Genomic DNA, 24,518 nt, shown 5'->3' on the forward strand with positions numbered 1-24,518 from the left:
AGCTATAAAAAATACAGCAAATACCTTGGGCAGCCGGAGCGTCAGCCCTGCGGGGCGGCGGCTTGCGGCCACGCCAGCGTCACCCGCAGGCCGCCCCCGGGCGCGGCGCCCATCGAAAGGCGTGCGCCCAGCAGGTCCGCATACCGCGTCACGATGGCCAGGCCCAGCCCGGCCCCCGCGCCCAGCCGCTCCCCTTCGCGGCCCTGGGCCCAGCGCTGCAGCAGGTCGGCACGCTGCCGGTCGTCGATGCCCGGGCCGTTGTCCAGCACCTCCAGCATCACGGACTCGCCCTCCCGCACGATCTGCACGGTGATGCGGGGCGCGGCGTCCTGCACCGCCGGCCGGCCATAGCGCAGGGCGTTGTCGATCAGGTTGCCCAGCACGCCCTCGATCAATAGCGCCTGGCCCTGCACCACCACCGGCTGCTCCAGCCCGCGCGCGCCCAGGTCCACGCCGGCGGCATCGGCGCGTGGCAGAAAGCGCAGCACGGCCTCGCGTGCCAGCTCGTCCAGCGCCACCGGCTCGCGCGGCATGGCGCCGCGCATCTCGTCGGCCAGCGCCAGCGCCAGCAGCTGGTCCACCAGGTGGCTGGCCCGCGCCTCGCTGGCGGCCACGCTGGCCAGCTGCTCGCGCCACACGGCCGGATCCTTGTGCGACAGACCGTAGGCCGCCAAGGCCCGTATGCCCGCCAGCGGCGTGCGCAGCTCGTGCGCCACGTTGCCAGCGAATTCGCGCTGCGCTCGCACGCTCTCGGCCACGCGGGCCAGCAGGCCGTTGACGGCGCCTTCCAGGCGCTGCAGATCGCGGGTGGAGGCCTGCAGCGCCACCGGCTCCAGGCCGCGCGCGTCGCGGGCCGCCAGCTCGGCCTGGAAGGCCGCCAGCGGCTGCAGGTCGGCCTCTATGGCGCGCCGCAGCCACCAGGCCAGCGCGCCCAGCAGCACCAGCTGCGACACCACCGAATAGAGCAGCACGCTGCGCAGCATGGCGCTGCGCGCATGCACCGTCTGCGCGGTGATGACCTCGAAGCGCTGCGGCTCGCTCACCTGCACGCGCACGGCGCGCAGCGCCCGGCCCCGGTAGTTGATGTCGGAGAACCGGTACGCCTCGCCCTCCCGCGGCTGCGGCGCGGGCAGGCTGGCGTTGCCCGACAGCACCGACCCGTCGGGCAGCACCACGGCGAAATACACCGTCTCCACCTGATCGAACAGCACCGACTTCAGCTCGCGGGAGGTCAGCGCCAGATCGAGCGCGTCCCCTCTCTCCCGCACATTGGCCGCGATGGCGTAGGCGTCGTCCAGCAGTGCGCGGTCGAAGGCGCGCTGGGTGAAGGCGTTGGCCACCAGCACCGAGATGGCGGTGCCCGCGAACCAGGTGAGCGCAAGCGGCACCAGCACGTGGCGCAGCAGGCGCGCGCGCAGCGACGGCGGCGCTTCCGAGGGGCGCGGCGGCATGGTGGCGCCCGTCATGCCGGCTCCGACGGGGCGCCGCCTGCCGCCGGCTCCGCGCCGGCCTCCAGCATGTAGCCCAGGCCGCGCAACGTGCGGATGCCCGCGCCGCTGCCCTGCAGCTTCTTGCGCAGGCGCGAGATGAAGGCTTCCAGCGCGTTGTCGCCCAGCGTGTCGTCGAAGCCCGAGAGCTTGTCCGAGAGCGTGCGCTTGCTCACCACGCGGCCCGGCGGCGTCATCAGCTCCCACAGCACCTCGAATTCGCGCGCGGGCAGCTCGAACGGCACGTCCTGGATCGTGAAGCGGCGCGCGCGCCGGTCCAGCACCAGCGTGCCTGCGCGGGTGCGGTCGTCCGTGCCCTGCGTGCGGCGCACCAGGGCGCGCAGCCGGGCCTCCACCTCGGCCAGGTCGAACGGCTTGCCCAGGTAGTCGTCCGCGCCCGCGTCCAGGCCGGCGATGCGCTCCTCGGTGCGGTCGCGGGCGGTGAGCACCAGCACCGGCGTACGGTCGCCCCGCGCGCGGGCGGCGCGCAGCACCGCGAGGCCGCTGCCCAGCGGGCTCGCCGGGGCGGCGTCCTGCGGCAGGTTCAGGTCCAGCAGCACCGCGTCGAACGGCTGCACGCTCCAGAAATGGTCGGCCTCGGCCACCGTGGCGGCCGCGTCCACGCGGTGGCCGGCATCGGCCAGGCTGCGCTGCATGACGCCGCGCAGCACGGCATCGTCTTCGACTACGAGGATGCGCATGGGCAGAAAGCGGAAGGCAAGGCAAAAGGCGGAGGGGACAACGGCGTGCGGCGAGGCACGCGGCGTTGCGCGGAACCCGCATTGTGTCCCGGGCGGCACGGCCACGGGCGCTCCGGTCAGGCCGTGGTCAGGCTGGGCGGCGGATAAACAGGTCATGCGCTCCCATCCCCTCTTTTCTCCCCGGCGTGCCGGTGCCGTGCAGGCGCCGGCCGCCCTCCGCATCGCGGCCGCCCTGCTGGCCTGCGGCGGTGCGTTCGCCGCCTGCCCGCCCGCCCATGCCCAGCCGGCAGCGCCCGCCGCCGCGCCCCAGCCGTCGCCCCTGCCCGCGCAGCGCGGCGCCGCCTGGACGCTCGCGCAGGCCCTGGCCGCCGCGCGCGACAACAGCGAGGTCAACCAGGCCCGCCAGGAACTGGCCGGCGCGCGCGCCGACGTGCTGGCCGCCGACCATGCGCCCCTGCCGTCGCTGACCACCAAGGCCAGCTCCATCGACCTGCAGCACGGCCCCGGCCCGGGCAACGTGTTCACGCGCAAGCGCATCGACAAGTCCGTCGGCATCGACTGGACCTGGGAGCGCGGCGACAAGCGCGCGCTGCGCAAGAAGGCGGCGGAGGGCGCGGCCAACGCCGCCGAGGCCGACGTGGCGGACACCCAGGTGCAGCAGCTGCAGGCGGCGCTGGCGGCCTACTACGACCTGCTGGCCGCGCAGGAACGGGTCGGCGAGGTGGCCGCCATAGGGCGCAGCCTGGAGCAGGTGGCCGGCATGGCCGACCGCCGGGTGAAGGCGGGCGATCTGTCGCTGCAGGACGCCTCGCGCACCCGCATCGAGGCCGAGCGCGCCCGCGCCGACACGCGCGCGGCCGAGCAGGCGCGGGACGATGCCGCCCTCGCCCTGGCGCAAGTCACGGGCAGCAGCGGCAGCCGCCTGGAGGCCGTGGACACGCCCTGGCCCGCCCTGGCCGGCGACCGCCCCGCCACCGACGCGAACCTGGCGGACTGGGCCGAGAACCGCGCCGACGTGCGCGCCGCCCTGGCCCGCGCCCAGGCGGCCCAGGCGGCGCTGGACGGCGCCAACGCACTGCGCAAATCCGACTGGACGGTGGGCGCGTCCGTCGACCACTACCCCGGCACCTCGACCCGCCAGGTCGAGCTGCGCGTGCAGATCCCGCTGCAGTGGGGCTACCAGTATCAGGGCGAGATCGGCCGCGCCCAGGCCGACTACACCCGCGCCCAGGACGCACTGGAGAACACCCGTCGCCTGGCCCTGCTGGACCTGCAGCGGCTGCGCCAGACCATGGACAACGCCGCCCGCCGCGCCACCGACTACGACCAGGGCGTGCTGCCCCGGGCGCGCCAGGTGGCGGGCAGCGCCGAGCTGGCCTACCGCAAGGGCGCCATCGCCCTCACCGACCTGCTGGACGCGCAGCGCACCCTGCGCGCCACCGTGCTCGACGCCCTGGCCGCCCGCGCCGACTACGCCAAGGCGCGGGGCGCCTGGCTGCTGCGCACGCAGCCGCAGGTGCTCACCGGCATGCCGTGAGCGCACGCCGCCGCAGTCCCCTTCGTTCCCGCCTTATCCGATCCCCATGCCTTCCCGGACCTTCCCGACCATGATGGTGCAACACCCCTCCCTTTCCGCGCGGCGCCGCGCCGTGCGCAGCCTGGTGGCCGTCGCTGCCCTGGGCGCCGCCTGCGCCCTGCTGCCCGGCTGCGGCAAATCCGGCGCCGATGCCGCCGCGCCCCCTGAACCGGCACCGCCGGTCATCCAGTCGGGGCAGCTGCGCTTTCCCTCCGGCCACCCGCAACTGGCCCTGCTGGGCACGGTGGAAGCCCGCGCCGCCAAGGACGTGGCGGTGGACCTGCCCGCCCGCCTGGTCTGGAACGAGGAGCGCACCCAGCGCATCTACCCGGCCTTCGCTGGCCGCATCACCAGCATCCAGGCCGACCTGGGCCAGCCGGTGAAGGCCGGCGCGCCCCTGGCCCTGCTGGCCTCGCCCGACTTCGGCCAGGCCCAGGCCGACACCGCCAAGGCGCATGCCGGCCAGTCGCTCGCGCAGCAGTCGCTCAAGCGCCAGCGCGAGCTGTTCGAGGCCGGCATCATCGCCCGCAAGGACCTGGAGCAGGCCGAGGCCGACGCCGCCGGCGCCCAGGCCGAAGTGGCCCGCGCCGCGGCCCGCACGCGCCTCTACGGCAGCGCCGCCGGCGTGAACCAGCAGCTGGCCCTCACGGCCGGCATGGGCGGCGTGGTCGTGGAGCGCAACCTCAACCCGGGCCAGGAAGTGCGCCCGGACCAGTCCGGCCCCGCGCTCTTCGTGGTGACGGACCCGACCTCGCTCTGGGTGCAGATCGACGCGCGCGAGAGCGATCTCTCCTCGCTGCGCCCCGGCGACCCGATCACGCTGCAGGTGCCGGCGTACCCCGGCGCCACGTTCACCGGCAAGGTCACGGCCACGGCCGATGCCATCGACCCCGGCACGCGCACGATCAAGGTGCGCGGCGTGGTGCCCAATGCCGACCGGCGCCTGAAGGCCGAGATGCTGGCCACCGCCCGCGTGCAGGAAAGCCGGGCCGGCGGCGTGATGGTGCCCGCCAGCGCCATCGTGCTCGACGGCACGCAGCACGTGGTCTACGTGCGCCGCGAGGCGGGCGTGTTCGAGCCGCGCAAGGTCGAGCTGGCCCAGGAGGGCCCGGCCGAGGTCATCGTGGCGAGCGGCCTGCAGCCCGGTGACGCCGTGGTGAACCAGAACGCGCTGCTGCTGGCCCGCCAGTTCCAGTCCATGACCGAAGACGCCGCCGCCGCGAAGAAGGCCGCCCCATGAAGCGCCTGATCCATTACGCGCTGCACCAGCCGCTCTTCATCGTGCTGGGCACGCTGCTGTTTGCACTGGCCGGCGTCATCGCCTTCAAGAACCTGTCGGTGGAGGCCTTTCCGGACGTGACCGACACCCAGGTCACGGTGATCGCGCTCTTTCCCGGCCGCGCGCCGGAAGAGGTCGAGAAACAGGTCACGCTGCCCATCGAGACCGCGCTGGCTGGCCTGCCCAACTCCATCCGCGTGTTCTCGCACACGCAGTTCGGGCTCTCGTTCACTGTGGTCACCTACGACGACGCGGCCAACGTGAACATCGTGCGCCAGCAGGTGGCCGAGCGGCTCTCCACTCTCGACCTGCCCCCGGGCGTGCAGGCCGAGATCGCGCCCAACGCCACGCCGGTGGGCGAGATCATGCGCTACCGCCTCAAGGGCGACGGGCTCACCACCACCGACATCCGCACCCTCGAGGACTGGACGGTGGAGCGCGCGCTGCGCCAGGTGCCCGGCGTGGCCGACGTGGTGGCCATGGGCGGCGCGATCAAGCAGTACGAAGTGCAGCCCGACATGGACAAGCTGCGCGCATACAAGGTGAGCTTCCAGAACCTGCTGGACGTGCTGGGCCGCAGCAACGCCAACGCCGGCGGCAGCTACGTGGCCCAGGGCGCGCAGCAATACACCATCCGCGGGCTGGGGCTGCTGCGCTCGGCCGAGGACATCGGCCGCATCGTCGTGGCATCGCGCAACGGCACGCCGGTGCTGATCCGCGACATTGCCCAGGTGCGCATCGGCGCCGTGCCGCAGCTGGGCGTGGTGGGCCAGGACCAGGACGACGACATCGTCACCGGCATCGTGGTGATGCGCAAAGGCGAGAACCCGAGCGTGGTGCTCAAGGGCGTGAAGGATAAGATCGCGCAACTCAACGAGCGCGGCCTGCCGCCCGGCGTGCAGATCGTGCCCTTCTACGACCGCACCTGGCTGATGGACAAGACCCTCACCACCGTGTTCCACAACCTGGTGGAAGGCGCGCTGCTGGTGTCGCTGGTGCTCTACATCTTTTTGTCGAACCTGCGCGCCAGCCTGGCCGTGGTGGTCATCATCCCGCTCGCCCTGCTCTCCACCTTCATGGGCCTGAAGATCATGGGCGTGCCGGCCAACCTGCTGAGCCTGGGCGCGATGGACTTCGGCATCATCGTGGACGGCGCGGTGATCGTGATCGAGAACATCATGCACCGCCTGGCCGAGCGCGGCGAGGACATGGACGACCGCGACCGGCGCGACACCATCATCGAGGCCGCGGGCGAAGTGGGCCGGCCCACGCTCTTCTCGATGCTCATCATCATCGCGGCGCACATCCCGATCTTCGCGCTGCAGCGGCATGAAGGCCGCATCTTCCAGCCCATGGCGCTGTCGGTCACCACCGCGCTCATCGGCTCGCTAATCTTCTCGCTCACGCTGGTGCCCCTGCTCGCCTACTGGCTGCTGCGCCGCAAGCTGCCGCACGGCGACAACCGCGTGGTGACGCGCGCCAAGCGCCTCTACGCCCCGGTGCTCGACTGGGCGCTGGAGCGCCGCCGCACGGTGGTCATCATCGCGCTGGCGGTGTTCGGCGTGGCCATGGTGGCGGCCTCGCGCCTGGGCTCGGAATTCCTGCCGGAACTCGACGAAGGCACGACCTGGGTGAACTTCAGCCTCTCGCCCAACGTCTCCACCGCCGAGGCCTCGCGCATCCTGCGCATGGCGCGCAAGGCGCTGCTGTCGGTGCCCGAGGTGCGCACCACCGTCTCCAAGGCCGGCCAGCCGGAAGACGGCACCGACCCCAAGACCATCTCCATGGCCGAGATCTTCGTGGACCTGAAACCCGAGGACCAGTGGCGCGCCGGCATGACCCGCGCCAAGATCACCGAGGAGATGGGCCGCGCCCTGTCGGCCATCCCTGGCATCGACCCGGCGTTCTCGCAGCCCATCCGCGACAACGTGCTCGAATCGATCTCGCAGATCAAGGGCCAGATCGTGATCAAGCTCGCGGGCGACGACCTGGTGGAGATGAAGCGCATCACGGAAGAGATCGCCCGCGAGGTCAAGCAGGTACAGGGCGTGGCCCGCGCCGAGATCGACCGCGAGGGCCAGGTGCCGCAGCTGCTGATCGACATCGACCGCGACCGCGCCGCGCGCTATGGCCTGAACGTGAGCGACATCCAGGACGTGATCGAGGCGGCGCTGGCCGGCAAGGCCGCGACCAACCTGTGGGAAGGCGAGCGCAAGTTCGCCGTGGCCGTGCGCCTGCCCTCCGACGAGCGCACCATCGCCAACCTGCCGCGCACGCCCATCGCCACGCCGGATGGCGGCTACGTGCAGTTGGGCGACGTCGCGAAGATCCGCGAAAGCGCGGGCGCCATGAACATCGCCCGCGAGGCCGGCCGCCGCACCACGGCCATCGGCATCTTCATCGCCGGGCGCGACATGGGCTCCGTCGTGGCCGACATGAAGGCCCGCGTCGAGAAGAACGTGAAGATCCCGGACAACTACCAGGTCAACTGGTCCGGCGAGTTCGAGAACCAGGAACGCGCCATGAAGCGCCTCTCGGTGGTCGTGCCCATCTCGCTGCTGTTGATCTTCGTGCTGCTGTTCGACGCATTCAAGTCGGTGAAGATGGCCTCGCTGATCCTGCTGAACGTGCCCCTGGCGCTCATCGGCGGCTTCGTGGCGCTCTGGGTGTTCGGCATCCCGCTGTCGGTGTCCGCTGCCATCGGCTTCATCGCGCTCTCGGGGCAGGCCGTGCTCAACGGCGTGGTGATGCTGTCGGTGTTCCAGCAGCTGCAGGCCGGCGGCGCCAGCGTGGTCGAGGCCGTGCGCCAGGGCTCCATGCAGCGCCTGCGCACGGTGCTGATGACGGCGATGCTGGCCATGCTGGGCCTCTTGCCCATGGCGCTCTCGCACGAGATCGGGTCGGAGACGCAGCGGCCTCTCGCCATCGTGGTGATCGGCGGGCTGGTGACGGCCACGATGCTCACGCTGGTGGTGCTGCCCGCGCTCTACGTGGCCTGGTTCGGGCCGAGGAAGGGCCACGAACCCGAGCCGGCCGCGCCGGCGGTCGGCACGGCCTGAGTCGACCCTCCCCCCCCGCGTTCCCCTGAGAGACGCCCGGACCGATCGCATCGGTCCGGGCGTTTTCACTTGCAGGTGGTACGGGCCTGCGCGGCCGAGGACTGTCCTGCCCACGGGGCCGCTCGGTCGGTATCCAGTGCCAGACACGCTGCGTGCGGCGGGGCCTGGCGGCAGCGCCACGCCACTTTCGGGGCATGCCTGCACATCCGTGGGGCCGTTTCGCACGTCCGCGGTGCATGCCATTTCACCCGCCTGGCACAGAACCGTGCCGGCCGCCAGGCATGTTTACGCTGATGTCCCTGGAGGATACTGTAAATATATTAGCAACCGACGCCAGCACCATGGCGCCGCTGGCTCTGGCACTCAACTTGCTTGCGGCGATACCGCCAATATATCCACCGTATCTTCGAGCGACCGAACCCAACGCACCATCGCGCACTGCCCATGGAATCCCTCGACAGCCCCACCCCCCTCTCCCCGCCGCATCCCGTGGTGCGCTGGGTCCTCGATGCCTCCGGCGCGCTGCTCGGCCTGGAGCGCTGGCTCATCGCCGGCCTGATGACGCTGCTGACCGTGCTGGTGCTGCTCAACGTGGTCACGCGCTATTCCGGCATGCCGCTCTACTGGGTGGACGAGGCCTCGGTCTACGCCGTGGTCTGGCTCACCTTCGTGGGCGCGTCGGCGATGACGCGGCTGCGCATGGACTTCGCCGTCACCATGCTCACCGACAAGCTGGGCCCGCGCAGCGCCCGCGTCGCCAAGGTGATGGCGACCGCCGGCGTGCTGGTCTTCGCGCTGGCGCTGCTGGCCATGTGCTGGATCTGGATGGACCCGATCGGCATCGCGCGCAAGGGCTTCGACGCCAAGGAGTACGCGGCCGAGTCCTTCAACTTCCTCTACACCGAGCACACGCAGACGCTGGAATGGCCGATGTGGGTGCTGCAGCTGATCATGCCGATCTTCGCGCTCTGCATGAGCCTGCACGCCCTGGCCAATCTGTTGGAAGACCTGCGCCTGGCGCCGCAACGCAAACACCCGGCCTTCGACGCCGCCAACCCGGAAGCGGTGAACTGACATGATGACCTCGCTCTTCTTCACCGCGATCATGCTGGTCGGCGTGCCGATCGGCCTGTGCCTGTGCCTCTCGGGCATCTTCTACATCTACAGCATCGAGAACCCGGTGCTGCTGCAGTCCTACGCGACGCAGATGTTCGCGGGGGTCGACAGCTACGGCCTGATCGCGATCCCCCTCTTCATCCTGATCGGCGAGGTGATGAACAGCGGCGGCATCACGCGCCGGCTGGTCGACCTGTCTATGGCCTTCGTCGGCTCGGTCAAGGGCGGCCTCGCCTACGTCAACATCCTGGCCAACATGCTGGTGTCGTCGATCATCGGCTCGGCCACCGCGCAGGTGGCGATCATGGCGCAGGTGATGGTGCCCGAGATGGAGAAGCAGGGCTACGACAAGACCTTCGCCGCGGGCCTGACGGTCTACGGCGGCATGCTGGGGCCGATCATCCCGCCCTCGGTGATGTTCGTGGTCTACAGCGTGCTGGCGCAGGTGGCGGTGGGCGACATGCTGATCGCGGGCATCCTGCCCGGCATTTTGCTGACGGTGCTGTTCTTCGTGGTGATCGCCTGCATGGGCTTCATCTACAACTACCCGCGCAGCCCCAAGCGCACGCTGCGCCAGCGCGCCCACACCGTGCTGGTGTCGAGCCCGACGCTGCTGATCCCGCTGGTGATCGTGGGCTCCATCCTCACCGGCCTGGCCAACCCCACCGAGGCCGCCGCCGTGGGCGCGGTGAGCGCGGTGCTGGTGGGCCGCTACGTGACCCGCGAGTTCAAGCTCGGCGACCTGGGCGCGATCATGCTGCGCTCGGGCATCTATTCGGCCATCGTGCTGTTCCTGGTGGCCGCCGCGTCGGTGTTCTCGTGGCTGCTGATCTACGGCAAGGTGCCGCAGATGGTCGCCGAATGGATCCAGACCGTCGCCAAGGACCCGATCACCTTCCTGCTGCTGGTCAATGTGATCCTGCTGGTGATCGGCACCGTGATCGACGGCATCCCGGGCCTCATCATGACCGCGCCGATCCTGCTGCCGATCGCGACCGAGGTCTACCACATCGACCCGCGCCACTTCGGCGTGGTGATCGTGATCAACCTGGTGCTGGGGCTGATGACGCCGCCGGTGGGTCTGAGCTTCTTCGTCGCCTCCGCGGTGACCGGGGCCAAGCCCGGGAAGATGTTCATCGTCACCCTGCCCTTCTTCATCATCAGCTGCGTCGCGCTGGTGATGCTCTCGCTGTTCCCGAGCCTGTCGCTCGGCCTGCTGAAGTAGGGCCGAGCGCCCCACCCTCGCACCCCGTCCGTTCCCGTTTTCGCTTTCGCCACCCCTCGTCATCCTCGGAGCACGCCATGTCCCTGACCCGCCGCCATTTCCTCCAGGCCTCGGCCGCCACCGCCGCGCCCCTGGCGTTCGTGACCCCCTCGCGCGCCGCCGCGCCCAAGGAATTCCGCCTGGGCGTGATCACGCCCGCAGGCCACTCCTGGAACCGTGCCGCGCTGCAGTTCGGCAACGAACTCAAGAAGGCCACCGACGGCCGGCTGACGGTCACCGTCTTCCACTCGGGCCAGCTCGGCAACGAGTCGGTGATGATGCAGCAGATGCAGTCCGGCGCCCTCGACATGGGCTGGATCCAGGCCGCCGAGCTCGGCACCCGGGTGCCCAGCGTGGCCTCCATCAACGCGCCCTACCTGGTGCGCTCCACGCCCGCCGCCGGCAAGCTGGTCAAGACGCCCGCGGCGCTCAAGCTGCTGGAAGTGCTGCCGCGCGAGACCGGCTGCGTCGGCCTCGGCTGGGGCATCACCGGCATGCGGGTGGTGTTCTCCACCAAGGACATCAAGACGCCCAACGACTTGAAGGGCATGAAGCTGCGCATCAACCCCACGCCGGTCTACCGTGACTTCTACCAGTACTTCGGCGCGGCACCCACGCCGATCCCGACCCCGGCGGTGTTCGACGCGATGACCAACGGCCAGGTCGACGGCCTGGAAGCCGACGTCGAGTTCTCGTGGAATCAGCGTTTCGACAAGGTCTCCAAGGTCATGATGCCCATGAACGCGCTGTTCATGCCCTTCGCGCCGCTGTTTTCCGGCCGCGTCTGGCAGACGCTCGACACCAAGGACCGCGACCTGATCCGCCAGCTCACGGCCCAGGTGCTGGACGCGCAGATCAGCGACATCGTCATGACCGAGGCCGGCCTGCTGGAAAAGCTGCGCAAGGAGCCGATCGCGATCCGCGAGCTGAGCAATTTCGACCCCCAGCCCGCGATCGAGGCTTTCGACAAGCTCTGGCTGCCCAAGGCGCCGCAGATCGCCGAATTGCGCGCGGTCGGCGCGAAGCTCTGACGGCGGCCGCGTACCCGCCGAGGCTGCGCCAGGCCCCAGGACCCGAGCACGGCGGCACGCGACATGCATCCGGGTCCGGGGCGCCGCCCCTGCGCTTGCCGCTCAGGAATTGATGATGCGGTGCGTGAAGTGGGCCAGGTAGCGCATCAGTTGCTCGGCGCCTTCCTCGGCGGCGGCGACGTTGCTGGACGCAATCGCCTCCGCCATCGCCAGGTGGGCCTGCGCGCCTTCGCCGATCTCCCCCTCGTGCTGGTAGGCATACCAGAAGCGCCGGCACTGCACCACCAGCGGCAGCACCGCATTGACCGCCGACACGTTGCCGCAGGCGGCATGGTTGACGTGGTCGAGCTCCTGGTCGGCCTGCATGTAGGCGTCGAGGTTGTCCTTCTCGGCCGCCTTCATCATCTTCTGCGCCGCCGCCACCAGCGCCTTGCGCTGCTCGGGGGTGGCGCGGCGGGCGGAGGCCGATGCGATCAGGCGCTCCAGCACGCGGCGGGTCTCGACCACGTCGAGGTGGTCGGACACGTCGATGCTGGAGACCACCAGGCCGCGCCGCGGCTGCTGCGCGACCAGCCCGATCGACACCATGCGCATCAGCGCCTCGCGCACCGGGGTGCGGCCCATGCCGGTCATCTCGGCGATCTCGGCCTCCACGACCGGGGTGCCCGGGGCGATCTCCAGCCGCGCGATGAGCGACTCGATCTTGTCGTAGGCGATGTCGGCGGCCCGGCGCTTGGGCGCAGGCTTGGCGGAAGACTTCTTACCGGGGGAGAGCATGGCGGGCAGGTGGGGGGTAGGGGGTCGGTGGAATCGGGCCGGGAGGTACCAAGGAAATATATCGCGAATCTATTCCAGACGGACCTGCACTGTTTTTTCGTCACGCACTTGTGCAAACGCCGTCCATCACCTATGCTCCGTTTCAGCATATCGCTAATATATTTACAGCCTATTAAAAGGCTGCCGACCGCTGCGGCCGCCGTGCCGGTCCCTTTCTTTTCAACAGGCAGAACCTTATGAGCGACAACATCTTCACCGGCACGATTCCCGCCCTCATGACGCCGTGCACGCCCGACCGCCAGCCCGACTTCGACGCCCTGGTGGCGCAGGGCCGCGCACTGATCGATGCCGGCATGAGCGCCGTCGTCTACTGCGGCTCCATGGGCGACTGGCCCCTGCTGAGCGAAGCCCAGCGGCAGGAGGGCGTGGCGCGCCTGGTGGCCGCCGGCATTCCCACCATCGTGGGCACCGGCGCCGTCAATTTGCGTGAAGCGGTGTCCCACGCCGCGCATGCGGCGAAGGTCGGCGCGCACGGCCTGATGGTGATTCCGCGGGTGCTCTCGCGCGGCAGCTCCGCCACCGCGCAGAAGGCGCACTTCTCGGCCATCCTCGCCGCCGCGCCGCAGCTGCCGGCCGTCATCTACAACAGCCCCTACTACGGCTTCGCCACGCGCGCCGACCTGTTCTTCGAATTGCGCGCCGCCCATCCGAACCTGATCGGCTTCAAGGAATTCGGCGGTGCCGCAGACCTGCGCTACGCGGCGGAAAACATCACCTCGCAGGACGAGGACGTGACGCTGATGGTGGGCGTGGACACGCAGGTGTTCCACGGCTTCGTCAACTGCGGCGCCACCGGCGCGATCACCGGCATCGGCAACGCCCTGCCCCGCGAGGTGCTGCAACTGGTGGACCTGTGCAAGAAGGCCGCGAAGGGCGACGTGGTCGCACGCCGCCGCGCCCGCGAGCTGGAGGCCGCCCTGGCCGTGCTCTCGTCCTTCGACGAGGGCACCGACCTGGTGCTCTATTACAAGTACCTGCTGGTGCTCAACGGCCAGCAGGAATACACGCTGCATTTCAACGAGACCGACGTGCTGACCGACGCACAGCGCAACTACGCGCAGAACCAGTACCAGCTGTTCCGCGACTGGTATGCGGGCTGGTCGCAGGAACTGGCCGGCTGACGAGCCGCCATCGCGCATCGCCCCTGGGCGATGCCTGCGCGGCGCCGGATCGGTGAAGAGAACGCCTGGCGCCTGCCCAAGAAAAAACGCCCGGACCGATCACATCGGTCCGGGCGTTGTGCTTTGCCGGGGGCGCAACGGCCACTGGGGCCGCTCGCGCCTTCAGGCCGGCAGCAGCGCCGGCTCGCGCACCGCGCCGGCCAGCGCACGGCCGGCGGGCTGCGCCACCGCCTGGGCCGCACTGCCGCTGTCGCCCAGATGGAACTGCTGCACGATCTGCGAGAGCCGCGCCGCCTGCTCGCGCAGCGACTCCGCGGCGGCAGCGGACTCCTCCACCAGCGCGGCGTTCTGCTGCGTCATGCGGTCGATCTCGCCCACCGAGCCGTTGACCTGGCCGATGCCGCCGGCCTGCTCGGTGGCGGCCGCGTTGATCTCGCCGATGATGTCGGAGACGCGCTGCACGCTGTCCACGATCTCCGTCATGGCGCGGCCCGCGTCCTCCACGTGGCGCACGCCGCCGTTGACCGCCGTCACGCTGGAGCCGATCAGCCCCTTGATCTCCTTGGCCGCCTCGGCGCTGCGCTGCGCCAGGCTGCGCACCTCGCCCGCCACCACGGCGAAGCCCCGGCCCTGCTCGCCGGCGCGGGCCGCTTCCACGGCCGCGTTCAGCGCCAGGATGTTGGTCTGGAAAGCGATGCCGTCGATCACGCCGATGATGTCGCCGATCTTGCGGCTGGAGGTCGAGATCTCGTGCATGCTGGAGATGGCCTGCTGCACCACCGAGCCGCTGCGCGTGGCGATGCCCGAGGCCGAGCTGACCAGCTGGTTGGCTACCTGCGACGAAGACGCCGTCTGCTGCACGGTGGCGGTGAGCTGCGAGAGCGAGCCCACGGCCTCCTGCGCGTTGCTGGCCGTCTGCTCGGTGCGGGAGGACAGGTCCTGGTTGCCGGTGGCGATCTCGGCGCTGGCGGTGGCGATGTTGCCGCTCGCGTCGCGCACCTGCCCCACCAGGGCCGCCAGGCGGTTCTGCATGTCCACCAGCGAGCGCTGCAGGTCGGCCACTTCGTCCTGGCCCTCGACCTGCAGGCGCTGCGACAGGTCGCCGCCCGCGATCGACTGCGCCAGGCTGCGCGCGGTCACCATGGGCCGCACGATGGACACCATGTTGAGCAGCGTGAGCGGCACCACCACCAGCACGGTGACCAGCACCGCCAGCAGGAAGAGCCACTTGGTCTGGGCGGAAACGCGGTTCTGCTGGTCGATGACCCCCTGCACGTCGGCCCGCAGGCTGGCATCCAGCGCGGCGAGCTGCTTGTCGGCCTCGGCGAATTCGGCGATGGCCTTGCCGCTCATGCGGTAGGCGATGGTGGCCGTGTCGTAGCCGCCCGCTTCCAGCTGGCGCGCCACGTGGGCGAACTGGTCGCGGTAGCTGTCCAGCCGCTTGGCGATGCCGGCGGCCGCACCGTCCCTCGCCCCTGCCGAGGTCTGCTGCAGCCCGGCCGTGATCTGCTTGGCCCGCTCCAGCGCGCCCATCCATTGCGCGTGGGCCGCCTTCACGCCCTCGGGCTTCTCGTACTGGATGATCATGTCCTTCTCGTTCTGGCGAATGGCGCCCATCTCGCCGCGCAACTGCGCCAGATGGCCGATGGCCGTGTATTCGCTCGCGATGAATTCCTCGCTCATGTCGTGGATGCGGAACATGCCCAGCATGCCCGCGCCTCCCAGCAGCCCCAGCAACACCAGTACGACCGCAATGGCACCGATCATGCGGAAACGGATGGTGAAACGCCTCATGAGGCTCAAGAAATTCATGACTGTCGTCCTGTAGGGTGATGTGTGGCCGGCACTGCGGACGTGCCGATGCGTGTCAAGCACCAAAAAGTGCTATTGACAATTAGTTGCAGTTTGCCAGACAAGACGGCCCATGGGGCAATGTAACTATCAAAGACGCCAGCGCTTCAATAGCAATGCGTTCGCCATCACACTCAGCGAGCTGAGCGCCATGGCCGCGCCGGCCATCACCGGGCTCAGGTAACCCAGCGCCGCCAGGGGGATGCCGGCCACGTTGTAGACGAAGGCCCAGAACAGGTTCTGGCGGATCTTCGCCACCGTGCGCGCCGAGATGTCCAGCGCCGCCGCCACCAGGCGCGGGTCGCCGCGCATCAGCGTGATGCCGGCCGCGTGCATCGCCACGTCGGTGCCGTTGCCCATGGCCAGTCCCACGTCGGCGGCCGCCAGGGCCGGTGCATCGTTCACGCCGTCGCCCACCATGGCGACGACGCGGCGCGGGGCGCTCGCGCCGCTGCCACCGCCGCCACCGGGCAGTCCGGCCTGCCCGTGCTGCAGCCGGGCCACGGCGGCGGCCTTGCCTTCGGGCAGCACCTCGGCCAGCACCTCGCCCGCCGCCGGGTCCAGCCCCAGGCGGCGGGCCATCGTCTCGGCCGCGCCCCGGTTGTCGCCCGACACCATCACCGTGCGCAGCCCGCGCGCGCGCAGCGCGGCCAGGGCCTCGCGCGCGCCCGGCTTGGGCTCGTCGCCGAAGGCCAGCAGCGCACTGACGGACCAGCTTGCCCCGCCCGCCGCGCCCTGCCGGGCCACGGCCGACACCGTCGCGCCCTCGCCCTGCAGCGCTGCGGCGCGGTCCGGCAGCGGGCCCAGGGGGGCGCCCAGCTCCTGCATCCACCGCAGGCTGCCGACCACCCAGCGCTCGCCATGGACCCGGCCCTCGGTGCCCCGGCCGGGCACGGCCGCCACGGCGGTCACGGCGCCTGGCGGCGGCAGGGGTACGCCCCGGGCAAGCGCCGCTTCGACCACGGCACGCGCCAGCGGGTGCTCGCTGCCCGCCTGCACGCCAGCCACGGCGGCCAGCACGGCGGCTTCGTCCTGCCCGCCGGCCACGGCCAGGGCCGTCAGCCGCGGCCGGCCCGCGGTCAGTGTGCCGGTCTTGTCGAAGGCCACTGTATCGACCCGGTGGGCACGCTCCAGCGCCTCGGCGTCCTTGATGAGAATGCCCTCGCGGGCCGCCGCGCCCGTGCCGGCCATGATGGCCGCCGGCGTGGCCAGGCCCAGCGCGCAGGGGCAGGCGATCACCAGCACCGCCACGGCGTGCACCAGCGCCGCTTCGGCCCCCGCGCCGGCCGCCAGCCAGCCCAGCAGCGTCAGCAGGGCGATCGCCAGCACCACCGGCACGAAGACGGCCGCCACCTTGTCCACCAGGCGCTGGATCGGCGCCTTGGCGGCCTGGGCGTCTTCCACCAGCCGGATGATGCGGGCCAGCACCGTCTCGGCGCCCACGGCCGTCACCCGCAGCAGCACGCGCCCGTCGCCATTCACCGAGCCGCCGGTGAGCGCATCGCCCACCGCACGCGCCACCGGCAGGGGCTCGCCGGTCAGCATCGATTCGTCCACCTGCGTGGCGCCTTCCTGCACCACGCCGTCCACCGGCACGCGCTCGCCGGGGCGCACCACGATGCGGTCGCCGGCCATCACTTCGGCCACGGGCACGTCCACCTCGCCGTCCCGCCCCACCAGGTGCGCCACGTCGGGCCGCAGGGCGTGCAATGCGCGGATGGCGGCGGTCGTCTGCCGCTTGGCGCGGGCCTCCAGCCACTTGCCCAGCAGCACCAGCGTGATGACCACGGCCGACGCCTCGAAATAGAGGTGCGGAGCATGCCCCGGCGCGGCGGTGAGCCACAGCCACAGCGACAGCCCGAACCCCGCGCTGGTGCCCAGCGCCACCAGCAGGTCCATGTTGCCCGACAGGGCCCGCGCCGCATGCCAGCCCGCGCGGTAAAAGCGCGCGCCCAGAATGAACTGCACCGGCGCCGCCAGCGCGAACTGCAGCCAGGGCGGCAGCACGGCGTGCGCGCTGCCGGTCAGGCCCGTCACGCTGGCGGGCAGCAGGTCCAGCACCATGGGCAGCACCAGCGGCGCCGACAGCAGCAGGCCCGCCGCCACCGGGCCGAAACCGGCCCAGGGCGACGCCTCGCCCTCGGCCGCATCGGCCGCCTGGTCCTGCAGCGAGCGCGGCTCGTAGCCCGCGTCGCGCACGGCGCGGTGCAGTACGGCGCCCATGTCCGCGCGAGCGCCTTCGTCGCCGGAAGGCGGGACGTAAGCGATGTGCGCCCGCTCGGTCGCCAGGTTCACGGTGGCGTCCTGCACGCCGGGCACCTTGCGCAAGGCCCGCTCGACGCGGCCCACGCAGCTGGCGCAGGTCATGCCGGCGATGCCCAGGTCCAGCGTGGCGGGTACGGTCGTGTCGGAAGACGAAGAAGCAGTCATGCCGGCATCTTGAACCTTGACGCAATGGCAAGGTCAAGGCCGCGTCCGGCAGGCCGCGCGGCTTGACTTTGACATGATGGCAAGGTTGACACTCGCCCATCACCCACTTTTCAGGAGCCCGCCATGCAGCACACCTTCCAAGTCCAGGGCATGACCTGCGGCCACTGCGAACGCGCCGTAGTACACGCCGTGCGACAGGTCGACACCGATGCCACCGTGCAGGTCGACCTGACCACCGGCCGCGTCGCCGTGGAGAGCGACCACCCCCGCGACGCGCTGGCCGCCGCCATCACCGAAGAGGGCTACACCGTCGCGGCATGAGCGCCGTGCCGCGTCCCCGGGGCTCCGCCGGCGCAAAGGTCCGTGCCGAGGCCACGGCCTTGCCCACCTTCGGCTGGCCCGTGCCCATCGGCACCGCCGCCGAGCGCGCCGGCGTATCGCCGCGCATGCTGCGCCACTACGAGTCGCTGGGCCTCCTGGCCGGCGTGGCCCGCACCGACAGCGGCTACCGGCAATACACCGAGTCCGACGTCCACACCCTGCGCTTCATCCGCCGCGCGCGCGACCTGGGCTTTTCCATCCAGGAGATCGCCACCCTGCTCGGCCTCTGGCAGGACCAGCACCGCGCCAGCGCCCAGGTCAAGCAGATCGCCCAGGCCCACATCGACGACCTGGGCCAGCGTATCGCCGCCATGCAGGGCATGCAGCGGTCGCTGCAGGCGCTGGTGGGCTGCTGCCAGGGCGATGGGCGGCCGGATTGCCCGATCCTGGACGACCTGGCGGGGCCGGAAACAGCCTGACGCTCTTATTTTGATAGCTGCTCGCGCAGGTGCAATGGGCGCGGGGGGCCGAAAAGAGCATGGAATCTCGGGCGCGGCGCCATGCCATCGCCCCGGTGCCGGCGGCGGCGCTATGGCACCAGCATCGGCGCCGGGTGCCGGAGAACGCCGGCCAGCAGCGTCGCGATGCATTTCTCCGCCACCTCGTCGGCGCTGTATTCGCCGCCGGGCTGGTACCAGCGGCCGATCCAGCTCAGCGCCCCGGCGATGACGAAGGCCGTCATCTTCGGGTCGCACTCCGCCACCGAGCCTTCCTTCACGCCTTCGGCCACCAGGCGCCGGAATTCCTGGTCGATGGACGACTTCAGCCGGCGCAGCTCCTTGCGGCTGTCGGCCGGCACCTGCTCGTCGCCCACGCGGATGAGGCACATGCCGAAGTCCATGGTGACGATGCGGGCGTAGACACGCATGCACGCCTGCAGCTGGTCGATGGCCTTGCCGCCGGCCTGCCGCGAGGCCTCGATGCCCTCCAGCGTCATGGTGAGCCCGCGCCGCACGCACTGCAGCAGGATCTCGTCCTTGTTCTTCACGTAGTAGTAGAGCGTGGGTTTGCTGACATGCAGCCGCGCCGCGATGTCGTCGAGCGACGTGGCGTGAAAGCCGCGCTCGTTGAAGAGCTGCGCGGCGGTGGACAGCACCGCATCGCGCTTGGCCTCGCGCTGCTCCGCGCGCGCCGGCGCATCGGCCCACGGCGACGCCACGGGGGCGCGCGCCTGTTGCTTCTTCCTGGTGGTCGTGTCGGTCATGCGCCAGTGTCAGCGGGAAAGTCCCAATGTCCCATGGTGGGGTGCGCTCCAGAATCTACTCATGAGTAAGAAGTCTACGTACCAGTAGACCACCGTCCGGTTCGCACAAACCCGTAGAGGACACCGATGGAGACGAGACAACAGGCTGGAGGCGCCCCGAGCGACGCATCGCCCGCCCCCTTGCTGCAGGTGGACGGCGTCACGCTCGCCTTCGGCGGGGTGAAGGCGCTCACCGGGGTCAGCTTCGGCGTACAGCCCGGCTCGATCACCGCCGTGATCGGCCCGAACGGCGCGGGAAAGACCTCGCTCTTCAACACCATCTCGGGCTTCTACCGCCCCACGGCCGGGCAGATCAGTTTCGAAGGCGAGGACATCACCGGCTTGCCCGCGCCGCAGCGCGCCAGGCGCGGCCTGGGCCGCAGCTTCCAGAACATCGCGCTCTTTCGCGGCATGACGGTGCTGGACAACATCAAGCTCGGCCGCCACGCCCACCTCAGGAGCAACGTGCTCGACGCGCTCTTCTACCTCGGCCGCGCCCGCCGCGAGGAGGCCGCGCTGCGCGCCGACATCGAGGAACGCATCATCGACTTCCTCGAGATCGACCACATCCGCCACGCGCCGGTGGCCGCCCTGCCCTACGGCCTGCAAAAGCGGGTGGAAATGGCCCGCGCGCTGGCCATGCAGCCGAAGATCCTCATGCTCGACGAACCCGTCGCCGGCATGAACCGCGAGGAGACCGAGGACATGGCGCGGTTCATCCTCGACGTGCGCGAGGAATGGGGCGTCACGGTGCTGATGGTGGAGCACGACATGGGCATGGTGATGGACCTGTCGGACCACGTGGTGGTGCTCAACTTCGGCCAGGTCATCGCCCAGGGCACGCCGGCCGCCGTGCAGGCCGACCCCGACGTGATCCGCGCCTACCTGGGCTCGGGCGACGTGGGTGACCTGCGCGCCCGGCTGCACGGCGGCCACGCCGCCACACCCACGCTGCAGGCAGTGGCGGCGTGATGGACTGGGCCTACCTCTTCGAGATCAGCCTCACCGGCATCGCCGGCGGCGGGCTCTATGCGCTGGCGGCGCTGGCCTTCGTCATGGTCTACAAGGCCACCCGCGTGGTGAACATCGCCATCGGCGAGCTGCTGATGGTGGGCGCCTACCTGTTCTTCACCTTCGCCTCGATGTTCGCGCTACCGCTCTGGATCGCCATTCCCGCGGCGGTGATCGGCACCGGGCTGCTGGGCGCGGTGATCGAGCGCACCATGATCCGGCCGCTGCTCGGCGAGCCGCCCATCTCCGTCTTCATGGTCACCGTGGGGCTGGCCTCCGTGCTGGTGGGGCTGGTGGAGATGATCTGGACGGCCGACCAGCGCCGCCTGATCGACTTCATGCCCACCCGGCCCATCGTCATCGGCGACGCCTTCCTCGCGCCCAAGGTGGCCTGGGGCGCGGTGGTGGCCGTGGTGTTCATCGCCGCCGTGCTGCTGGTGTTCCGCTTCTGGCGCGGCGGCGTGGCCCTGCGCGCCACCGCCAGCGACCAGGCCGCGGCCTACTCGGTGGGCATCAACGTGCCGCGCGTGTTCTCGCTCGCCTGGGTGGTGTCCGCCATGATCGCGGCCGTCTCCGGGATCATCGTCGGCTCCATCGGCGGCATCTCGTCCAGCATGGGCGTGTTCGGCCTGTCGGTGCTGGTGGTGGTGATCGTGGGCGGGCTCGACAGCGTGCTGGGCGCCCTCGTCGGCGGCCTGCTCATCGGCCTGATCGAAGCGCTCGCCGGCGCCTACCTGGGCGGCGAATACAAGCTGCTGGCCACCTTCATCGTGCTGGTCGCCGTGCTGCTGGTGCGGCCCTACGGCCTCTTCGGCACCCACGAGATCGAAAGGCTCTGAAGCCATGCGCGCCCACGGTCGTCACATCGTCCATTCCCTGATTTCCGGGCAGGCGCAGGCCGTCCCCGGCCCGGCAAGGCAGGAGGCCTGATGCGCATCGGCACCCTCAAGGAATCCTACGTCGCCGACGCGGCGCTGTTCGACTCGCGCACGCAGAAGGTCTGGTTGGCCGTGGCGGCCGCCCTGCTGCTGCTGTTTCCCTTCATGGCCAGCGACTACTGGCTGTACCTGGCGTGCCTGGTCAGCATCAACGTGGCCAGCGCCACCGGGCTCAACATCCTGACCGGCTACACCGGCCTGGTGAGCCTGGGGCAGGCCGCGTTCATGGGCCTGGGCGCCTACACCGTGGCCGTGCTCGAAACGCGCCTGGGCACGCCCTTTTTGCTCAACCTGCTGGCGGGCGGCATCGTCGCCATGCTGGGCGGCATCGTGGTGGGCATTCCCTCGCTGCGCGTGAAGGGGCTGTACCTGGCCATCGCCACCATCGCCGCGTCGTTCATCGCGCATTTCATCTTCGCCAACTGGAAGTTCACCGGCGGCACGGCCGGGCTGAGCGTCCCGCCCGCCCGGCTCTTCGGCCTGCCGCTCGACACCTCGTTCCGCCTCTATTGGGTGATCGTGCCGGTCACTGTGCTGATGCTGCTGGGCGCGGCCAACCTGTTCCGCACCCGCGTGGGCCGGGCCTTCATCGCCATCCGCGACCGCGACATCTCGGCCGAGGTGCTGGGCATTCCGCTCTTGCGCTACAAGCTGCTGTCGTTCGGCCTGTCGTCGTTCTATGCCGGCGTGGCGGGCGGGCTGTGGGCGTACTTCTTCCGTGTCGTCACGCCCGAGAGCTTCCCGCTGCTGATGTCGATCTTCTTCCTCGCGGCCATCATCGTCGGCGGCATGGGCTCCATCCTGGGCGGCATCCTCGGCGCGGCGTTCATGACCATGGTGCCCGAGCTGCTCAAGCTGGTGGTCGACCTGCTGCCCGGCGGCAACGAACTGACCGTCTTCCTCTCGCCGGTGCGCACCGTCGTCTTCGGCCTGCTGATCATCGGATTCCTCGTCTTCGAGCCCCACGGCCTGGCCGAAGTGTGGCGGCGCATCCGCCGTTTCTTCCATCTCTGGCCCTTCCGCAACTGAACTCACCCCAGGAGACAGACAACCATGGAACCGCAAGCCACCTTCCCGCAGCCCCCCACCTCCCCGCAGCGCCGCAGCCTCGTGCTCGGTGCCGCGGCCGCCGCCGCGCTGGCGCACCCGCTGTCGGTGCTGGCCCAGGCCGGCGAAGACATCGTGATCGGCGGCTCCATCCCCATGACGGGCGTGTTCGCCTTCGCCGGCGTGGGCATCAACGCGGGCATGCAGGACTACGTGAAGATCGTCAACGACGCGGGCGGCGTCAAGGGCCGCAAGCTCCGCTACGTGCCCGAGGACACGGGCTACAAGGTCGATGTGTCGGTGGCTGCGTTCAAGAAGATCACCAGCCAGAACAAGGTCAACCTGTACTACGGCGACTCCACCGGCTTCGCCAAGACCATCAACCCCGAGCTGGACCGCAACGGCGCCATCCTGATGGCGGGCGCCTCGTTCGCCTCCGAGCTGAACGACCCGAAGAAGTACCCGAACCAGTTCCTCGTCGGGCCCGACTACACCGAGATGTTCGGCATCCTGCTCAAGCACATCGCCAAGGAAAAGCCCGGCGCCAAGGTCGCCTTCGTCTATTCCGACTCCGAGTTCGGCCGCGACCCCATCGAGCGCAGCGAGGCCGCCGCCAAGGCGCTCGGCCTCACAGTGCCGATCAAGATCATGACGCCCGCGGGCAGCGTGGACGTCTCGGGCGAGGTCATCAAACTGCGCCGCGCCGCGCCCGACTACACCATCTTCCACGGCTACATCCTCGCGCCCATTCCGGAATTCATCACCCAGGGCCGGCAGCAGGGCATGGCCAGCAAGTGGATGGGCACCTTCTGGACGATGGACAGCTCCACCGTCATGAAGATGGGCGAGGCCGCCGACGGCTTCATGGGCGTGATGCCCTACCGCTACTACTACGACACCGAGAAGGCGCCCATGCTGGAGAAGATCCGCCAGATGCGCCCTGAGTACCAGAGCACGGCCTACACGCAGGGCTTCCTCGCCGCGATGCTGTTCGTCGAATCCGCCAGGCGCTGCCTGGATGCGGGCAAGCCGCTCGACGGCAAGAACCTCAAGGCCGCGCTCAACAGCATCAAGGACTTCGACACCGGCGGCCTGATCGGCGTGCCGATCACCATCGCCGGCAACTCCATCCCGGTGGGGCGGGTCTATCGCGCCGACATGAAGGCGCAAAAGATGGTCGCGGCTTCCGACTGGATCAAGCTCTGACCCCTGCCTGCGCCATGACCCAGCCAACCCCGGCCAACGTCCTCGAAGTCAACAACATCGAGGTCATCTACAACAAGGTGGTGCAGGCGCTGCGCGGCCTGTCGCTGGCCGTGCCGCGCGGGCAGATCGTGGCCTTGCTGGGCAGCAACGGCGCGGGCAAGAGCACCACGCTCAAGGCCGTGTCGGGCCTGCTGGCGCTGGAGGACGGCGCGCTGGAGTCCGGCAGCATCCGCTTCAACGGCGAGGACACGGCGGCCCTGGCCCCGCAGAGCCTGGTGCGCAGTGGCCTCAGCCACGTCATGGAGGGCCGCCGCGTGTTCGAGGACCTGACGGTGGAGGAGAACCTCATCGCCTCCACCTACGCCCTCACCGGCCGGGGCCGGCTGTCGCCCGACTTCGACCTCGTCTACGGCTACTTCCCGCGCCTGCACGAGCGCCGCAAGGGCCTGGCCGGCTACCTGTCGGGTGGCGAGCAGCAGATGCTGGCCATCGGCCGCGCGCTCATCGCCCAGCCCCAGCTGATCCTGCTGGACGAGCCCTCGCTGGGCCTCAGCCCCAAGCTGGTGGAAGACATCTTCACCATCATCGCCCGCATCAATGCAGAGCGCGGCACCAGCATGCTGCTGGTGGAGCAGAACGCCACCGTGGCGCTCGCCGTGGCGCACCGCGGCTACATCATGGAGAACGGCAAGATCGTGATCGACGGCAGCGCCGAGCGCCTGGCCAGCGACCCCGACGTGCGCGAGTTCTACCTGGGCATGGGCGGCAGCGGCGAAGCGAAGAGCTTCAAGGACATCAAGCACTACAAGCGCAGGAAACGCTGGTTGTCATGAAGAGCATCCCCCTGAAGCAGCGTGTCTCTCCCTGCTCGCGCCCCGCTGCGCGGTGCGGGAAGGGGGACGCAGCCGGCGCTGCGGGGCGGCGGCCCTTGCACGGCTGC

At 70.1% G+C, this 24,518-nt stretch carries 20 protein-coding genes; 14 read left to right on the top strand and 6 right to left on the bottom strand.

What is annotated here, in order from left to right; all coding sequences use genetic code 11:
- Positions 1-41 precede the first annotated feature (41 nt).
- Together ABWV53_RS06130 and ABWV53_RS06135 are read right to left on the bottom strand one after the other, a co-directional pair.
- Positions 42-1,466 (bottom strand): sensor histidine kinase, encoded by a 1,425-nt coding sequence (locus ABWV53_RS06130; protein WP_353364000.1) that lies wholly within the window; start codon positions 1,464-1,466, stop codon positions 42-44.
- Entirely contained in the window at positions 1,463-2,188 is a 726-nt protein-coding gene (locus tag ABWV53_RS06135; protein ID WP_353364002.1) for a response regulator transcription factor, read from the bottom strand. The genes ABWV53_RS06130 and ABWV53_RS06135 overlap by 4 nt, the downstream gene beginning before the upstream one ends.
- A 154-nt stretch (positions 2,189-2,342) precedes the next feature.
- Here ABWV53_RS06135 and ABWV53_RS06140 point away from each other — a divergent pair, with 154 nt between their 5' ends.
- The 6 genes from ABWV53_RS06140 (at position 2,343) to ABWV53_RS06165 (ending at position 11,513) form a co-directional block, all read left to right on the top strand.
- Positions 2,343-3,725 carry a TolC family protein gene (locus tag ABWV53_RS06140; RefSeq protein WP_353364004.1) on the top strand — a complete coding sequence of 461 codons (1,383 nt, stop codon included), beginning with the start codon at positions 2,343-2,345 and terminating at the stop codon, positions 3,723-3,725.
- A gap of 70 nt (positions 3,726-3,795) precedes the next feature.
- The gene (locus tag ABWV53_RS06145; protein ID WP_353364006.1) at positions 3,796-5,004 is read left to right on the top strand and encodes an efflux RND transporter periplasmic adaptor subunit; all 1,209 of its coding nucleotides are present in this window, start codon (positions 3,796-3,798) and stop codon (positions 5,002-5,004) included.
- On the top strand, positions 5,001-8,102 hold the full coding sequence (locus tag ABWV53_RS06150) for an efflux RND transporter permease subunit (protein WP_353364008.1): 3,102 nt from the start codon (positions 5,001-5,003) through the stop codon (positions 8,100-8,102). The genes ABWV53_RS06145 and ABWV53_RS06150 overlap by 4 nt, the downstream gene beginning before the upstream one ends.
- 444 nt (positions 8,103-8,546) lie before the next feature.
- Positions 8,547-9,176, top strand: coding sequence for a TRAP transporter small permease (locus tag ABWV53_RS06155; protein WP_353364010.1), 630 nt, complete (start codon positions 8,547-8,549; stop codon positions 9,174-9,176).
- 1 nt (position 9,177) lies between these two features.
- The gene (locus tag ABWV53_RS06160) at positions 9,178-10,443 is read left to right on the top strand and encodes a TRAP transporter large permease (protein WP_353364012.1); all 1,266 of its coding nucleotides are present in this window, start codon (positions 9,178-9,180) and stop codon (positions 10,441-10,443) included.
- A 77-nt stretch (positions 10,444-10,520) separates the two neighbouring features.
- Positions 10,521-11,513: a TRAP transporter substrate-binding protein gene (locus ABWV53_RS06165; protein WP_353364014.1), complete on the top strand. Its 993-nt coding sequence runs from the start codon at positions 10,521-10,523 to the stop codon at positions 11,511-11,513.
- Positions 11,514-11,615: 102 nt separating this feature from the next.
- Here ABWV53_RS06165 and ABWV53_RS06170 read toward each other — a convergent pair whose 3' ends face one another.
- Positions 11,616-12,290, bottom strand: a complete 675-nt coding sequence (locus ABWV53_RS06170) for a GntR family transcriptional regulator (protein ID WP_353364016.1) — start codon at positions 12,288-12,290, stop codon at positions 11,616-11,618.
- 236 nt (positions 12,291-12,526) lie between these two features.
- Between ABWV53_RS06170 and ABWV53_RS06175 the strand changes: the two genes are divergently transcribed.
- A complete protein-coding gene (locus ABWV53_RS06175) occupies positions 12,527-13,471 on the top strand; it encodes a dihydrodipicolinate synthase family protein (protein ID WP_353364018.1) in 945 nt (314 codons plus the stop codon).
- Positions 13,472-13,633: 162 nt separating this feature from the next.
- Here ABWV53_RS06175 and ABWV53_RS06180 read toward each other — a convergent pair whose 3' ends face one another.
- Together ABWV53_RS06180 and ABWV53_RS06185 are read right to left on the bottom strand one after the other, a co-directional pair.
- Positions 13,634-15,283, bottom strand: a complete 1,650-nt coding sequence (locus ABWV53_RS06180) for a methyl-accepting chemotaxis protein (protein WP_353364020.1) — start codon at positions 15,281-15,283, stop codon at positions 13,634-13,636.
- 129 nt (positions 15,284-15,412) lie between these two features.
- Positions 15,413-17,752: a heavy metal translocating P-type ATPase gene (locus ABWV53_RS06185; protein ID WP_353364022.1), complete on the bottom strand. Its 2,340-nt coding sequence runs from the start codon at positions 17,750-17,752 to the stop codon at positions 15,413-15,415.
- Positions 17,753-17,875: 123 nt separating this feature from the next.
- On the opposite strand from ABWV53_RS06185, the gene ABWV53_RS06190 reads away from it, so the two are divergent.
- Positions 17,876-18,073, top strand: coding sequence for a heavy-metal-associated domain-containing protein (locus ABWV53_RS06190; protein WP_353364024.1), 198 nt, complete (start codon positions 17,876-17,878; stop codon positions 18,071-18,073).
- Entirely contained in the window at positions 18,070-18,552 is a 483-nt protein-coding gene (cueR, locus tag ABWV53_RS06195) for a Cu(I)-responsive transcriptional regulator (protein ID WP_353364026.1), read from the top strand. Before ABWV53_RS06190 ends, cueR begins: the two co-directional genes overlap by 4 nt.
- A gap of 110 nt (positions 18,553-18,662) precedes the next feature.
- On the opposite strand, the gene ABWV53_RS06200 is transcribed toward cueR, so the two are convergent.
- On the bottom strand, positions 18,663-19,337 hold the full coding sequence (locus ABWV53_RS06200; RefSeq protein WP_353364028.1) for a TetR/AcrR family transcriptional regulator: 675 nt from the start codon (positions 19,335-19,337) through the stop codon (positions 18,663-18,665).
- A gap of 126 nt (positions 19,338-19,463) precedes the next feature.
- Between ABWV53_RS06200 and ABWV53_RS06205 the strand changes: the two genes are divergently transcribed.
- The 5 genes from ABWV53_RS06205 (at position 19,464) to ABWV53_RS06225 (ending at position 24,411) form a co-directional block, all read left to right on the top strand.
- Entirely contained in the window at positions 19,464-20,348 is an 885-nt protein-coding gene (locus tag ABWV53_RS06205; RefSeq protein ID WP_353364030.1) for an ABC transporter ATP-binding protein, read from the top strand.
- A complete protein-coding gene (locus tag ABWV53_RS06210; protein WP_353364310.1) occupies positions 20,348-21,226 on the top strand; it encodes a branched-chain amino acid ABC transporter permease in 879 nt (292 codons plus the stop codon). The genes ABWV53_RS06205 and ABWV53_RS06210 overlap by 1 nt, the downstream gene beginning before the upstream one ends.
- 90 nt (positions 21,227-21,316) lie before the next feature.
- Positions 21,317-22,354, top strand: a complete 1,038-nt coding sequence (locus tag ABWV53_RS06215; protein ID WP_353364032.1) for a branched-chain amino acid ABC transporter permease — start codon at positions 21,317-21,319, stop codon at positions 22,352-22,354.
- 24 nt (positions 22,355-22,378) lie between these two features.
- Positions 22,379-23,578, top strand: coding sequence for an ABC transporter substrate-binding protein (locus ABWV53_RS06220; protein WP_353364034.1), 1,200 nt, complete (start codon positions 22,379-22,381; stop codon positions 23,576-23,578).
- Positions 23,579-23,592: 14 nt separating this feature from the next.
- Positions 23,593-24,411, top strand: coding sequence for an ABC transporter ATP-binding protein (locus ABWV53_RS06225; RefSeq protein WP_353364036.1), 819 nt, complete (start codon positions 23,593-23,595; stop codon positions 24,409-24,411).
- Positions 24,412-24,518 lie beyond the last annotated feature (107 nt).

Origin of the sequence: Acidovorax sp. FG27, from assembly GCF_040365715.1 — a bacterium.
Lineage (GTDB): Bacteria > Pseudomonadota > Gammaproteobacteria > Burkholderiales > Burkholderiaceae_C > Paracidovorax.